The 13,863-nt window shown below is 57.7% G+C and carries 11 protein-coding genes and 3 tRNA genes; 7 read left to right on the top strand and 7 right to left on the bottom strand.

Annotation, left to right across the window (positions count from 1 at the left end):
* Positions 1-16 precede the first annotated feature (16 nt).
* The gene (locus JHD64_RS04715) at positions 17-325 is read left to right on the top strand and encodes a hypothetical protein (RefSeq protein WP_059286512.1); all 309 of its coding nucleotides are present in this window, start codon (positions 17-19) and stop codon (positions 323-325) included.
* Positions 326-704: 379 nt separating this feature from the next.
* Here JHD64_RS04715 and dcd read toward each other — a convergent pair whose 3' ends face one another.
* A complete protein-coding gene (gene dcd / locus JHD64_RS04710; RefSeq protein ID WP_059286513.1) occupies positions 705-1,274 on the bottom strand; it encodes a dCTP deaminase in 570 nt (189 codons plus the stop codon).
* A 221-nt stretch (positions 1,275-1,495) separates the two neighbouring features.
* Between dcd and JHD64_RS04705 the strand changes: the two genes are divergently transcribed.
* The 3 genes from JHD64_RS04705 (at position 1,496) to JHD64_RS04695 (ending at position 4,548) form a co-directional block, all read left to right on the top strand.
* A complete protein-coding gene (locus JHD64_RS04705) occupies positions 1,496-1,726 on the top strand; it encodes a FeoA family protein (RefSeq protein WP_199052436.1) in 231 nt (76 codons plus the stop codon).
* Positions 1,723-3,492 carry a ferrous iron transport protein B gene (feoB, locus tag JHD64_RS04700; protein WP_199052435.1) on the top strand — a complete coding sequence of 590 codons (1,770 nt, stop codon included), beginning with the start codon at positions 1,723-1,725 and terminating at the stop codon, positions 3,490-3,492. Before JHD64_RS04705 ends, feoB begins: the two co-directional genes overlap by 4 nt.
* Positions 3,493-3,609: 117 nt before the next feature.
* A complete protein-coding gene (locus JHD64_RS04695) occupies positions 3,610-4,548 on the top strand; it encodes a dihydroorotate oxidase (RefSeq protein WP_199052434.1) in 939 nt (312 codons plus the stop codon).
* A gap of 57 nt (positions 4,549-4,605) precedes the next feature.
* On the opposite strand, the gene JHD64_RS04690 is transcribed toward JHD64_RS04695, so the two are convergent.
* The 3 genes from JHD64_RS04690 to JHD64_RS04680 all read right to left on the bottom strand — a co-directional run bounded on the left by JHD64_RS04690 (position 4,606) and on the right by JHD64_RS04680 (position 9,714).
* Positions 4,606-5,385, bottom strand: coding sequence for a class III extradiol ring-cleavage dioxygenase (locus JHD64_RS04690; protein WP_199052433.1), 780 nt, complete (start codon positions 5,383-5,385; stop codon positions 4,606-4,608).
* A gap of 658 nt (positions 5,386-6,043) precedes the next feature.
* Positions 6,044-8,221, bottom strand: a complete 2,178-nt coding sequence (gene katG, locus JHD64_RS04685; RefSeq protein WP_199052432.1) for a catalase/peroxidase HPI — start codon at positions 8,219-8,221, stop codon at positions 6,044-6,046.
* A 509-nt stretch (positions 8,222-8,730) separates the two neighbouring features.
* A complete protein-coding gene (locus JHD64_RS04680) occupies positions 8,731-9,714 on the bottom strand; it encodes a recombination-associated protein RdgC (protein ID WP_199052431.1) in 984 nt (327 codons plus the stop codon).
* Between the two features lie 93 nt (positions 9,715-9,807).
* On the opposite strand from JHD64_RS04680, the gene JHD64_RS04675 reads away from it, so the two are divergent.
* The 3 genes from JHD64_RS04675 to JHD64_RS04665 all read left to right on the top strand — a co-directional run bounded on the left by JHD64_RS04675 (position 9,808) and on the right by JHD64_RS04665 (position 10,177).
* A tRNA-Pro gene (locus JHD64_RS04675) sits at positions 9,808-9,884 on the top strand.
* A gap of 79 nt (positions 9,885-9,963) precedes the next feature.
* Positions 9,964-10,040: transfer RNA gene (locus JHD64_RS04670), tRNA-Pro, on the top strand.
* A gap of 61 nt (positions 10,041-10,101) precedes the next feature.
* A tRNA-Thr gene (locus tag JHD64_RS04665) sits at positions 10,102-10,177 on the top strand.
* A gap of 166 nt (positions 10,178-10,343) precedes the next feature.
* Here the strand turns inward: JHD64_RS04665 and JHD64_RS04660 are convergent.
* Genes JHD64_RS04660 through JHD64_RS04650 form a run of 3 tightly spaced genes read right to left on the bottom strand, consistent with a single transcriptional unit; the run spans position 10,344 to position 13,855 of the window.
* Positions 10,344-10,490, bottom strand: a complete 147-nt coding sequence (locus tag JHD64_RS04660) for a hypothetical protein (protein WP_199052430.1) — start codon at positions 10,488-10,490, stop codon at positions 10,344-10,346.
* A complete protein-coding gene (locus JHD64_RS04655) occupies positions 10,490-13,366 on the bottom strand; it encodes a pyocin knob domain-containing protein (protein WP_199052429.1) in 2,877 nt (958 codons plus the stop codon). The genes JHD64_RS04660 and JHD64_RS04655 overlap by 1 nt, the downstream gene beginning before the upstream one ends.
* A complete protein-coding gene (locus JHD64_RS04650) occupies positions 13,367-13,855 on the bottom strand; it encodes a hypothetical protein (RefSeq protein WP_199052428.1) in 489 nt (162 codons plus the stop codon).
* Positions 13,856-13,863 lie beyond the last annotated feature (8 nt).

Genomic DNA, 13,863 nt, shown 5'->3' with positions numbered 1-13,863 from the left:
GTGAAAGGAGATGGCAATGGGACTCGCTCTGAAAGGCTTGCTGTGCGAGCTGGAAAGCTGCCGCAGCAAGGGCATGACCACTGAAGCCGTAACACGGGTCGATGTGGTGCGTACACTGGAAGTACCGCTGGATCTGCATGCCTGCCGTGAGTTGCGCGTATTGGCCCATGTGTTCAGTGGCGACCAGGCGGCACTGGCTGCCATGGTGCTGAAGGCGGCCTTGCTGGATATGCAGGAACATCTGGACGAAGATCTGGACCAACTGGCGGAAAATGCCCGGATTTTGCTGGAAGATCCTTGCCACAAGGCAAGCGAGGTCATCTAGTCGGGAGACAACAACGGGGTCACCGGGGAATGAGGGAGTAGCAGGGCCGGCTTTGCCGGCCCTGTTTCTTTATGTGCCTGGTCTCTTGCGCTGCCCTGTCATGGCCAAAGCAGCAAACTATTTCCATAGAATGAGAATATTGAATAAAAATGACATATGTATTATTGCGGCATAAAAAAAGGGACGTTACGGCAAGGGGGAACCGCGACGTCCCAAGAAGAAAGCATGTGCTGTATTGGGTTTGCTGCTGAAAACGGATAAGCCACAGTTCATCCTAGAACAGGCAGCGGAAATTGCCCGACAGATTTTCATGCTGATGAAATAAAAAAGGACAGCCTGGGCTGTCCTTGTCGTAGCGGCTTGTCGCGCAAGGCGACCATCAGGGGCGGGGCAGGGTGACGCCAACCTGGCCCATGTATTTGCCCGCACGATCGGCATAAGACACATCACACACTTCATCGGATTCGAAGAACAGCACCTGTGCCACGCCTTCGTTGGCATAAATCTTGGCCGGCAGCGGGGTGGTGTTGGAAAACTCCAGCGTGACATAGCCTTCCCATTCCGGTTCGAAGGGGGTGACATTGACGATGATGCCGCAGCGCGCGTAGGTCGATTTGCCCAGGCACACGGTCAGTACCGATCGCGGGATACGGAAATATTCCACTGTGCGGGCCAGGGCGAAACTGTTGGGCGGGATGATGCAGTAACCCTTGCCGGAGACTTCGACAAAAGAATCGGGGTCGAAATTTTTCGGGTCGACAATGGTGCTGTTGATATTGGTGAATACCTTGAATTCATCGGCACAGCGAATATCGTAGCCATAGCTGGAGGTGCCGAAGGAAATCACCTTCTCGCCGTTGATATTCTTGATCTGGTTGTATTCAAACGGCTCGATCATGTTGTGATCCTGCGCCATGCGGCGGATCCACTTGTCGGATTTGATACTCATGGTCGGGGGTCCGTTACAGAAATTTAGATGGCACCGATTCTAAACGGTATGACCCGGCAGGGCCATATCTCGTCATGTTTTGCCGATGCCGGCAAATGGCTTGGGCTTGCTGGCCATTGATGTTGCGCAAACCTTGCGCAGATGCCGGCCAGGAAGCCTTATCGGGAGAAAGGTCTTTTACTTATAATAATGCAAACTATTCGCGTTATTGGGTATGCAAGATGTTGTCACTCGACAAGTTTCCACTGGGGTGCAAGGGCGTGGTGGACAGCCTGGATCTGTCTGACGAGGCCTTCCGTCGTGTTGCGGCGTTCGGGCTGATTCCCGGCAGTCATTTCAGCCTGATGCGCAGCGCCCCCTTTGGTGGCCCGCTGGTGCTGGAAGTGGGGAGTACGCGCTTTTTGCTGCGTCGCAGTCTGGCCAGTCTGATCCTGGTACGGGTGGCGGAATGAAGCGTTTTGCCTTGCTCGGCCTGCCCAATACGGGCAAGTCCACGGTATTCAATCGCCTGACCGGCATGTCGCAACGGGTTGGCAACTGGCCCGGGCTCACGGTCGAGCTCACCAGCGCGCGGCTGCTGCTGGGCGGCAAGATGGTGGAATTGGTCGACTTGCCTGGGGTGAATGACCTGACCGGCTATAGCGACGATGAAGCAGTCGTGCGCGATGTCTTGATGAGCACCGCATTTGACGCGGCCATCCTGCTGCTCAATGCCGCCCAGCTGGACCGCCAGCTGCCACTGGCGCTGCAGGTGCTGGCCAGCGGCCTGCCTGCCGTGGTGGTGCTCAATATGGCGGATGAAGCCAGGCTGCTGGGGATTTCGCTTGATCTGCCGCTGTTGCGTCAGCGCCTTGGTGTGCCGGTGGTGCTGGTGTCGGCCAAGCGCATGGAGGGCTGGCCTGCGCTGCTGGAGGCGCTGAACCGCCAGGCTGCCAGTGCTGCGGTTGCCAGTCATGCCCAGCTGGAGCGCGTGCCGGAGACGCAGCAGGCCATCATGCAGGCGCGGACACTGCTGGCCGGGTGCTGGCGTTTGCCTGCCGTGCTGCCGGCGGGCATCACGGAAAAAGTCGATGCCTGGCTGATGCACTCCTGCTGGGGCTTGCCGCTGTTCTTCGCCTGCATGGCCTTGCTGTTCAATCTGACCTATCAGATCGGCACGCCACTGCAAGGATGGGTGGGCGACGGGCTGGACTGGTTCAAGGAAGCGGCCTTGCAGCACTGGCTTGCTCCTTTGCCTGCCATTGTGCAGAGCCTGCTACTGGAGGGCGTCTGGCAAGGGGTGTCCACCGTGCTCACTTTTGCCCCCATCCTGTTCGTGTTTTTCATCCTGATGGCCTTGGTGGAGGACAGTGGCTACCTGGCGCGCGCGGCCTATCTGACCGATGCCTTCATGGCCAGGCTGGGGCTGGATGGCCGTGGTTTTGTCATGCAGCTGATGGGTTTTGGCTGCAATGTGCCGGCCATTCTGGGTACGCGGGTGATGCGCGAGCGCCAGCAACGCCTGCTCACCATGCTGATCGTCCCCTTTTCCCTGTGTTCGGCGCGGCTGCAGGTGGTGGTGTTTTTTGCCGGCATCCTGTTCACTCCGCATCAGGCGCCGTGGGTCTTGCTGCTGCTATACCTGCTGAGTTTCGTGGTCGCCATTTTCACGGCCTGGGTGTTCAAACATCGTTATCGGGGCAATGAGGCGTTTTTGCTGGAGCTGCCGCCTTATCGCCTGCCGGGTATGCGTCACATGCTGATCCGGGCGGTGGGCGAGGTACGTGCCTTTCTCGAACTGGCCTCCAGCTTCATCCTGATGGGGGTGGTGCTGGTGTGGCTGGTTTCGCATATCCCGGCTGGTGATAACAAGACGCTGGCCGATATGCTGGGTACGGTATTGGCTCCGGTGCTGGACCCCATCGGCATCAGGCATGAACTGGCCGTGGCCCTGCTGGTGGGCTTTGTCGCCAAGGAAATCCTGCTGGGCGGCCTGGCGGTGATCTATGGCGTGCCGGAGGCCGGCCTGGGGGCCGCCTTGCTACACCATCTGGACTGGGCCTCGGCCATGAGTTTCCTGATCTTTACCCTGGTGTATGTGCCTTGCCTGTCCACCGTGGCGGCGATACGGCGCGAGTCCAGAAGCCGCAGCTTTACCGCGCTCTCTGTCGGCTGGTCGGTCCTGCTGGCCTGGCTGCTTTGCTTTGCCTTCTATCAGGGCCTGCATCTATTGCGCTAGACGGCCGGGCAAGGCGCGCTGCGGTGGTCGTATTGCATGGTGGCTTGATGTGGCGCAGAGCGACCCTGCGGTGCCTGGCGCAGACTGCGTTTTTTGTTTTGTCGGGAAATCCAAGGCATGCATGTCGACCTGTCTGTCTCCTGGCTTGGTCTTGCCATGGCCAATCCGCTGTATAACGCCTCGGGCGTCATGTGCCGCAGTGTGGCGGAACTGGAGCAAGTGCGCACCTCGGCGGCCGCTGCAGTGATCACCAAGAGTTGCACGCCGCAGCCGCGTACAGGTAATCCGGAGCCACGCTATTGTGCGACAGCGCTGGGCAGCATCAACTCCATGGGGCTGCCCAATGCTGGCTATCCTTATTACCTGGATTATGCGCGCAGCTATCCCTATGCCGCAGGCAAGCCGCTATTCCTGTCGCTCTCCGGCATGACGCTGCAGGAGAACCTGGACATGCTCAGTGATCTGGCGGCTGCGCAGCTACCCTGCTTGCCGGAAGTCAATCTGTCCTGCCCGAATCTGCCGGGCAAGCCACAGCTGGGCTACGATTTCCAGGCTTGTCATGAGGCGCTGACGCAGATGGCGCGTGTCTACCACGGCCCGTTCGGCGTCAAGTTGCCACCGTATTTCGATCCGGTGCATTTTGCCCGGATGGCCGCCGTGCTCAATGCCTTCCCCGCATTGCGCTTTGTCACCTGCATCAACTCCATCGGCAATGGCCTGGTGATCGATGTCGAGCGTGAAAGCGTGGTGATCAAGCCCAAGGACGGGCTGGGTGGTCTGGGGGGCAGCTATGTATTGCCGACGGCGCTGGCCAATGTCCGTGAGTTTTACCGCCTGTTGCCTGGCAAGCATGTGGTGGGCTGTGGCGGTATCAACAGTGGTCGTGAGGCCTTCATGCATATCCTGGCCGGAGCGACGGCGGTACAGATCGGCACCTGCCTGTACGAAGAAGGCGAAGGGGCGTTTGCCCGCATTCTGGATGAATTGCGGGCGTTGATGGCGCACAAGGGATACCAGCGGCTGGATGATTTCCGTGGCAAATTGAAAACGCTGTGAGCTGAGAAGCGTACTTGGACAGTAACAGGGCCATCTTGAAGATGGCCCTGCTGCATGTCAGTCGAAGCGCCAGCAGGCCATGGACAATGAGCCCATGCGCCAGTCATCGTGCAGCTTGTGCGGTGGCGTATCATCCGATGCCGCCCCCATGGCTACCAGCAGTGGATTGAAATGCTCGTCGCTGGGATGGTTTTCACGGGCGTGCGGTGCCAGCTGCTTCCAGTTGAGGATGTCCTGCGGCCGGTTATCACTCAAGGCATGGTCCATCCACTGGGCAAAATCTTCGGCCCAAGAGGGCGGGGCACTGCCATCGCGGCCAAGCTGCCACAGATTATGGGTATAGCTGCCCGAGCCCACAATCATCACATTATCATCACGCAGTGCGCGCAAGGCGCGCCCCATCCGGTAATAGGTGTCGGCTGTCGCCGCATGCGGTAGCGACACCATGACCAGGGGAATATCCGCTTGCGGATACATCAACATCAATGGTGTCCACATGCCGTGGTCCAGGCCACGCTGATCGGTGCTGCCCACACGGAAGCCAGACTGGCGCAACAGGTCCGTCGCCTCTGCGGCCAGGGTCAGATCGGTGCTGGCAGGATAGCGCAGGGTGTAGAGAATGGGCGGAAAGCCGCCAAAGTCGTACAGTGTGCCCGGTTTCTCAGCCAGATTGACCATGGGCAGCGTACTTTCCCAGTGGGCGGACAGTACCACGATGGCACGTGGGCGGGGGAGCTGCTGCCCAAGCTGCTGCAGAAAGTCACGGGTGGCGCTGTGCTCGATGGGGAGCGTCGGGGCGCCATGAGAAATAAACAGGGCGGGTTGTCGCGTGGTCATGGTGGTATTGCCTGCAGTGATTGCCATGTAAACAGCTTAACCAGCTTTCCCTGTTAAAAAAACCGTGAATTTCTCATTATATTGTTTACCAATGGTGAATAGTTTGCCAGCCTTGTGCGGCTGGATATGGCCCAGGCCAAGCGCTTGTCGCGCATTCCGCCGGGCAGCCTGCGACTAGGTGAAAACGACTGAGCCGGCGCAGTTTCCCAGGCATCCATAAGCCTGCCGCAGGCCCGGTTCACCCGGCATCACTGGCGCGCCACGGAGCAGCCACCGTTGCTCATGCTAAGCCGGGTGACTGGCAACAGGCTGCTTCGCCATGCTGTGGTGCCCTGTTGGCTGCAGTATCAGGGCCCAACCAGCGCAGACGATGGCCAGGCCAAGCAGTCGGCGGGTCATCAGGCGCAAACGGCTGCGCTGTAATGGGGTGTGCAGTTGTTTCATACGGTTCTCCCAATTAATGATGTCATTTTAATGAGAATAATTCTCAAGTAAAATTAATCTTTTAAAATTCGCGATTTGTTTTGGCAATGACAGGACAGGTGCCGGCGCCCGCAGGACCTGCCTGAAAAGCGGATAGGCTGTAAAAAAAACCGGACAGCATGTGCTGTCCGGTTGGGTTGGCCTGTTCGTGATGACGCGCCGTGCGTCAGGACGGTCAGTTCAGATCAAAGCGATCTGCATTCATCACCTTGGTCCAGGCTGCGACGAAATCCTTGACGAATTTCTCCTGGGCATCGTCCTGCGCATACACCTCGGCGTAAGCGCGCAGCACCGAGTTGGAGCCGAATACCAGATCGACACGGCTTGCGGTCCACTTGACGGCGCCGCTCTTGCGATCACGCAACTCGTAAAGATTGTGCGCAGCCGGTTTCCAGGTATTGGCCATATCGGTCAGATTGACAAAGAAATCATTGGTCAATTGTCCGACACGGTTGGTGAACACGCCGTGCTGGCTGCCGCCATGATTGGTACCCAGCACGCGCAGGCCACCCACCAGTACGGTCATTTCGCAGGCGGTCAGGCGCATCAGCTGTGCACGGTCGAGCAGCATTTCCTCGGCGCTGACCACGTAATCCTGTTTCTGCCAGTTACGGAAACCGTCGGCAAGCGGTTCCAGCACATCAAAGGACTCGACATCGGTCATCTCGGCAGTGGCATCACCACGACCGGGTGCGAATGGCACCGTGATGGCATGGCCTGCAGCCTTGGCGGCCTGCTCGATACCGACATTACCGGCCAGGACAATCACGTCAGCCACGCTGGCACCGGATTCGGCGGCGATTTTTTCCAATACCGCCAACACCTTGGCCAGGCGCGCCGGCTCATTACCGGCCCAGTCCTTTTGCGGAGCCAGGCGGATACGTGCACCATTGGCACCGCCGCGCTTGTCCGAACCGCGGAAGGTGCGGGCACTATCCCAGGCGGTGCTGACCATTTCGGCCAAGCTCAGGCCGCTGGCGGCAATCTTCGCCTTGACGGCGTCGATATCGTAGCCGGTGGGGCCGGCCGGAACCGGATCTTGCCAGATCAGGTCTTCCTGCGGCACATCGGGGCCGATGTAGCGGGCCTTCGGGCCCATGTCACGGTGCGTCAGCTTGAACCAGGCGCGGGCGAATACTTCCGAGAAGTAGGCCGGGTCCTTCTGGAAGCGTTCGCAGATGGCACGGTAGACCGGGTCCATCTTCATGGCCATGTCGGCGTCGGTCATCATCAGGCGGGTACGCTTGGACGGGTCGTTTTCCACGTCGGCCGGGTAAGCCTCGGGCTTGGCATTGGTGGGTTCCCACTGCCAGGCGCCTGCCGGGCTCTTGCGGCTCTCCCACTCATGGTTGAGCAGCATGTCGAAGTAGTCGTTGTCCCAGCGGGTCGGGTGAGTAGTCCAGGCACCTTCCAGGCCGCTGGTGACGGCATCGCGGCCAATGCCACGGCTGCTGTGGTTGAGCCAGCCAAGCCCCTGGTCTTGCAGCTCGGCACCCTCGGGAGCGGGGCCCAGTTTGCTGGCATCGCCGTTGCCGTGCGTCTTGCCGACGGTGTGGCCGCCAGCCGTCAAGGCTACGGTTTCTTCGTCATTCATCGCCATGCGGGCAAAGGTGACACGCACATCATAGGCGGTCTTGAGCGGATCGGGCTTGCCGTCCACGCCTTCCGGGTTTACATAGATCAGACCCATCATGACGGCGGCCAGCGGGTTTTCCAGATCGCGCTCACCGGAGTAGCGGCTGCCTTCGCTGCCGCTGGGGGCCAGCCATTCCTTTTCCGAACCCCAGTAGATGTCTTTCTCGGGGCCCCAGATGTCTTCGCGGCCAAAGGCGAAACCATAGGACTTGAGGCCCATGGACTCGTAAGCCATGGTACCGGCCAGCACGATCAGATCGGCCCAGCTGATCTTGTTGCCGTATTTTTTCTTGATCGGCCACAGCAGGCGGCGGGCCTTGTCGAGGTTGCCGTTGTCGGGCCAGGAGTTCAGGGGGGCAAAACGCTGGTTGCCGGTGCCGGCGCCGCCACGGCCGTCCGCAATGCGGTAAGTGCCGGCCGCGTGCCAGGCCATGCGAATCATCAGTCCGCCATAATGGCCCCAGTCAGCCGGCCACCAGTCCTGGCTGTCTGTCATCAGGGCCTTGATATCATTTTTCAGTGCTTCAACATCCAGCTTTTTCAGTTCTTCGCGATAGCTGAAACCACCACCCAGCGGATTGGTCTTGCTGTCGTGCTGGTGCAGGATGTCCAGGTTCAGGGCTTTGGGCCACCAGTCCATGTTCGACATGCTGGTCTGGGTCATTCCGCCATGCATGACCGGGCACTTGCCTGCAGAACTTGCGTTATTGTTCGCCATCACTTGCTCCTGTTGCGTGGGTTATGGATTGTTGCGGGGTGTTCCCGCGAACAGATAGAGGTTTTCAAGAATCCAGTGCAGGGGATAGTGCCCGTTTGCACTTTCAAGGCAGACTCCGGCAGGCAGCTACCAGAGGGATTGCACCTGATCGTACTATTGCAAGCCTGCGAATGCGGCCAGCATGTCGAGCAGGACTTCCTGCCATGTCTGATTGTTTTGCATGACGTTCTCCCGGTGTACTGGATTGATAGCCTAATTTGTACTGCATCACCTGTTCTTTGTTACTGGGATAATTCCTTAATATTGATAAGAAAAATCTTATCTAGTGCTAGGGCAGTAAAGTAGCCGTCAAGTTCAAGCCTTTGCTGCTCATCCCGTAGCAGGGTGATGGGCTTAGTATGGTCATGACTGATAGTTTTGTTAAATTGATTGTTGTTAATCGATTGTTAGTTTTGTGCTATCAAAAAAAAAGAGCCCGCAGGCTCTTGGTCAATCCGGATGTGATGGGCTTAGTCCCAGGGCAGCTTCTCGTCGCTGCCATGCTCTGCCGGCGCCGCAAGGTGCTGTGCCGGTGCCGGGGCAGGCGATGCCTGGCTGTCTTCCAGGCCGCCAAGCGCTTCGATCAAGGCTTCTACCAATTCCCCCAGCTCTTCACTCATCAGGGTGAAGGTGGCTTCAAACAGGCTTTCCCGGTCATCACCCGCCTGACTGGCTTCTTCTTGCAGAATATCCAGAAACTGGATGCGCTTGAGTTGCAGGGTATCCGTCAGCATGAAACGAACTTTTTCCTGCCAGATCAGGCCAACGCGGGTCACCTGCTTGCCGGTCGCGATATGCTGACGGATTTCCTCCGCGGTCAGGTCCATGCGCGTGCAGCGAATGACTGCGCCATTCTCGCTGCCATCTTTCAACTCACAGTCGGCATCCAGTTCGAAGCCGTAAGGTGCCTCGCCAGCTGCCAACCAGTCGGTCATGGCCGTATGTGGAGCCAGTTTGGTACGGGGCAGGGCGGCGGGGAAGGGGGGCAGGGCCTCGCGCAGTTTGGAAACCAGGGCTTCGGCCTTGCTGGCCGTACCCGAATCCACCATCATCCAGCCGCGGCGGCAATCCAGATAGGCGGTAGTACGATGACTGCGTACAAAGGCGCGTGGCAGCAAATCGTCGGTGACCTGCTCTTTCAGTGCCAGCTTTTCCTTGCGGCCAACCTTGCGCAGCTCCTTATCCTCGATCTCCTGCACTTTCTGTTCGACAAAATCGCGGATCACGCCAGCGGGCAATACCTTGTCTTCCCGCTTGAGCGACAGCAACTGGCAATCGCGGGCGGTAAACACCGGGCTGTCCAGATGTGAGGCAGGTGCGACCCAGCCTTCGGCAAACCAGTCCAGCCCGCCACAATGCTGAAAGGGGCTTTTCTCCAGCGCGGCGGCCAGTTTGTCGCTTGCGTGGATGGATTCGGAAGTCAGGCGATAAAAAGATAGTTGCTTAAACCACATAATTGTTCCATAATGCGCGTCCTCTGATGCCGCTGATTGTAACCCGGAAACGGGCCGCGCAGCAGACAACAGATTGCAGATATTAGTGGGAAGCGGAGTGTAGCTTAGCCTGGTAGAGCGCTACGTTCGGGACGTAGAGGCCGGAGGTTCGAATCCTCTCACTCCGACCAAAAATATCGCAAAAGTATTGTGAAATACTTGGATTTGAGTTAAATTGCTGTTCTCGCGCTGATGCGCGAAAACACAAATCGGAGTGTAGCTTAGCCTGGTAGAGCGCTACGTTCGGGACGTAGAGGCCGGAGGTTCGAATCCTCTCACTCCGACCAGATTCAAAAAAGCCTTGAATTTCTTCATAAGAGACTCAAGGCTTTTTTACCAAGTTGGTTCGCCGGTATAGCTCAGTTGGTAGAGCAGCGCATTCGTAATGCGAAGGTCGGGGGTTCGACTCCTCTTACCGGCACCATGTAAGTCAAGCACTTGAAGCCAGCCCTGCGGGGCTGGCTTTTTGCTTTTCTGTAACTTGTAAGACTGGCTAGTGTAACGGCGCGGATTCTTTTGCACAGTTTCGCGCAGACTTTTGCACTAGATAATTTTTCCGCCAGTGCAAATCACCCTGCAAATTAATCCACCTAATCACTCACTTCTGGCTGGTTGCCTGCATTAACCCACTCCGCATAAGCGGCATAGTCCGGGTCATCAACAGACTGGCAAGGTGCCACGACTTTACCGTCCGACAACCGCGTCACTTCGCCCGTACTCAAATTGATCGTGTACATCAGAACTCCGTCTCAGAATACATAGAGTGCATATCAAGCCCGACTGCGAGCGCGGTAGCGTTGTTGCAGCGCCATGCGCGAGGGGCGAGTAGTGTCGTGTTAGCCGGCAACGTAGTGCCGGCAGTGCCTGGGCCTACGGCCCCTTCCACGAAAGTACCGGTGTCCCTGCGCTCAAGGCGGTAGTACACAACACCGTTGGCACTCGACGGGCTGTATAGCGTGAAATCGTAGATCGGGCCGCCAGTGATGCCGGTACTAGCCATCGGTGGGAATCCTATGCCCAAAGCGATTGCCGTCTGTGCCGCACTGCCGCCGTACACGATGTACAGCTGCGTGGCGTCGGTGGACAGCTGCGCGAGGCCGATAGAGTTTGTAAGCGTATTTGCTTCTACGTTTGTCGGCGGCGACACGTTGCTGGACATGCCCACGAATGCACGCGCCCCAGACACAGCCGCAGGATCAGAGAAATTCAGCCGCCAAGTGAACTGGAACCCGCCATAACTTCCATTGCCCAGCGCATACTGTGCTGTCGCGGTGTATGTGCCCGACAATGAGCCGGCGGTCGTAGCGCTGGCATAGCCGAGCCGGGTAGCCATACCCACCATGGTTCCTGCTGTGACAGTGCGTGGCGTTGCTGTGCCGACGCGAGTCTGCGACGGGAAGTTGCCGGAGAACACGCCGCTGGAGTCAACATTGCCGGAAATCCAGCCACCTATCTTGCGGTCCCATTGGGCTACTTGTGATATGGCGCGCTGACCCATGCTAGGCAGGTTTGCGTCGAGCGTGCGGCCGGCTATCGTCTGCCCGTATGTAAGCGCGCTGCCGGCGGCAGGAGCTGTCGGATTCGATGCCGCAAAGCGCACGGCGGAAGTCGCCGCGCTGCCGTTGACTTGCAGCTTGTCAGTTCCGTTGTCAGTCGTGGTTCCTATCAGCACCCGACCGACCCTGATCCGCATGCACTCCGTTCCGTTGGCGTAGAAACGGATTTGGCTACCATCCGTAGCTCCGTAGCCTTGTAGGTCGATAGCTGCCTTCTGAGCCAGCGTAGTGCCGCCGCCGGCTGACAGGCGGAGGAAACCGTAATCAGCGGTGTACGAACCTACAGAAGCATTGGGGTTACCAGTTATTTCGCCGGTAACGAGAGAGCTGCTAAGAGCAGGAACTGTGTCATAGTACGCGGCAATGCCGATGCCTGACGCACTGTATATACGGCCATTGACTTGCAGCTTGTCAGTTCCGTTGTCAGTAGTAGTGTTCAGCAGCAGATTACCGTTCGCGCTAAACGAGCCGGCCCGCACCCCAGCTGTGTAGAAAACGATTTGACGACCATCAGTGCCGCCAGTGTAGCCTACCAAGTCTATGGCTGTTTTTTGGATCAAAGTTAGCGAACCGCCCGCGGACAGCCGCAGCACGCCGTAATCGGTGGACTGGTTCAAGCAGCCGGTTATCTCCCCCGCCAGCATCGATGTGGAAAGAGCCGGTAACGAAGCGGGACCGTAAAGCGCAATATAGCCTGCTGACGCGCTAATAAGCCCAGTCGTGCTGAGCGCAGCTGTTGTCGTGGTGCCTGTAAAAGTGGGGCTTGCGGTCGTAGCTACTTGCTTCCACGCGGTCCAGGTACTGCCCCCATTGGCGCTAGAGCGGGTGTAAACGGTGTTGGACGTTATTGTGTAGAATTGCTGGGCGATGATGCCGCCGCTGTTCTCTACGAGCAAAATGCCGCCGGAAACCCCAGTGGGGTTGTTGGTGGTAGCGGAAGTAAACGACACTCCGGAAGTCAGCATTGCATTAAAGTCTGTGGCGGCATTGTTATACCAGCACAGCGCATTGGCGTTCACCCATGCTGTATTAGCGGACTTGTTTGAATTGTCCAGGTTTGCCGGAGACGTGTGGTACACCGTGCCGTTTACCTGCAGCTTGTCGGTTCCGTTGTCCGCTGTGTACCCGATCAGCAAGTTTCCGGCATAGCTTAGCGACATCGGTGACGACCACGAAATAGCACTACCGGCAGTGCCCGACGCAGCAGTGTTCCAGTAGTGCCAGCCGCCATAGACAGAATACAGCGCTGCGTAAGTATTGTACTTGTACACCCAGCCGGAGGCGGTTAAAACTGCGTTCTGCGCTACTTGCATCACACCGGTAGATTGCGAAATTACCGCGCCGCCTTGAAACTCTGCTCCGTAGTTCTGACTTCCCCACGCACTGGCCGCCGCGCCAACGCTGACAAACCTTGCCGAAGTAGAGAGCGCACTTGCGTCTCCGTCGTGCGAAAGTACCCCGTCTATACCCAGCACGGCAGGGTTCACTAACGTGACGTTGCCAGTGGCCCTGGTTTCTACGGTTATCGAAACGCTGTATGGGTTAACATTGTTTGTGCTTACTTTGACAACACCGGAGCTAACTTGCAGCCGTGGTTTATTTGAATCGGTTCCGTTGTTGGCTACCAACCTGGCAACCCATGTCGAGGCTGCAGTCTGGTAGACCTGATACGTAGCGCCAGTATTGGTCCCGGTGCTGGGGACAGTTAGCCGGAATGTATAAATGTAGCCGGCGACCAGTGCGGCGTTTCCACCACTATCAAGCGGCACATTAACCCAGCTGGCACTGGACACATTTGCAACAATTGTGTTGTACAGAGCGACGCTTGCCAGCTTTGCAGTGCCAGTAATATTCAGATCAGGCAGGGTACTAGGATATGGATGAACATGGTCAGCACGAGATGCTGCCGTAGATGAACCCGGAGATGCTGCAGCAGCAAGAGAAGCCGGCGTAGTGCTAGATACTGAGGCTTTAAGTGCAACCGCCGCCAGTAATGCCTTGATATCAGCACCGACTGCTTGCGCTAGTGCAGTGACCTTTGCTGTAACGCCCGCCATTTAGGACTTCGCTGCAGTATAAGCGGCAACAAAATCTGTCGTAGGATCACCGATACCAAGATTGGTGCATGCCTGAAGCTGCTGCGCAGCCGTCAGTGACTGGGCATCGGCAAAGCTGATCCGGTTACCGACAGCGGTCAACAGGTTGGCTAGGGCAGTGTCGTCGCTCCCCAGCTTGGCTTCGATTTCCTGTAGCGTGTCATAGGCAGCTGACGCACCACCCAATATCTGATTTTTAAGATCAGCCAGTAGCCCCGTGATCTTGGTAGACGAGTATGTTTTGGTATTGCTTGCGGCAGTGTCGTCAATGGATGCGCCAGCAGCGCCTGCGGCCGCCTGGGCCAACTGCAGCACCTCGTTGATAGCTGCAACCAAGCTATTCTTGGCTGTGGTATTCAAGACGGACAAATTGCCCTGATTTGCCTTCAGCAACTTGATGTCAGCTGCGATGCTCTGAGCCAGTTCGGTAATACGTGTTTGCAGAGACATTTGCACTC

The organism is Aquitalea sp. ASV15 (assembly GCF_016429115.1).
GTDB classification, from domain to species: Bacteria; Pseudomonadota; Gammaproteobacteria; order Burkholderiales; family Chromobacteriaceae; genus Aquitalea; species Aquitalea magnusonii.
The sequence above is the reverse complement of the archived record's forward strand: the minus strand, read 5'-3'. Positions and strand labels throughout refer to the sequence as shown.

Coding starts and splice junctions, on each gene's coding strand:
- JHD64_RS04655 (WP_199052429.1), bottom strand. CDS start 13,366: ATGGCGGGCGTTACAGCAAAGGTCACTGCACTAGCGCAAGCAGTCGGT.
- feoB (WP_199052435.1), top strand. CDS start 1,723: ATGAAGCGTTTTGCCTTGCTCGGCCTGCCCAATACGGGCAAGTCCACG.
- JHD64_RS04690 (WP_199052433.1), bottom strand. CDS start 5,385: ATGACCACGCGACAACCCGCCCTGTTTATTTCTCATGGCGCCCCGACG.
- katG (WP_199052432.1), bottom strand. CDS start 8,221: ATGGCGAACAATAACGCAAGTTCTGCAGGCAAGTGCCCGGTCATGCAT.
- JHD64_RS04660 (WP_199052430.1), bottom strand. CDS start 10,490: ATGTACACGATCAATTTGAGTACGGGCGAAGTGACGCGGTTGTCGGAC.
- JHD64_RS04715 (WP_059286512.1), top strand. CDS start 17: ATGGGACTCGCTCTGAAAGGCTTGCTGTGCGAGCTGGAAAGCTGCCGC.
- JHD64_RS04680 (WP_199052431.1), bottom strand. CDS start 9,714: ATGTGGTTTAAGCAACTATCTTTTTATCGCCTGACTTCCGAATCCATC.
- JHD64_RS04650 (WP_199052428.1), bottom strand. CDS start 13,855: ATGTCTCTGCAAACACGTATTACCGAACTGGCTCAGAGCATCGCAGCT.
- dcd (WP_059286513.1), bottom strand. CDS start 1,274: ATGAGTATCAAATCCGACAAGTGGATCCGCCGCATGGCGCAGGATCAC.
- JHD64_RS04695 (WP_199052434.1), top strand. CDS start 3,610: ATGCATGTCGACCTGTCTGTCTCCTGGCTTGGTCTTGCCATGGCCAAT.
- JHD64_RS04705 (WP_199052436.1), top strand. CDS start 1,496: ATGTTGTCACTCGACAAGTTTCCACTGGGGTGCAAGGGCGTGGTGGAC.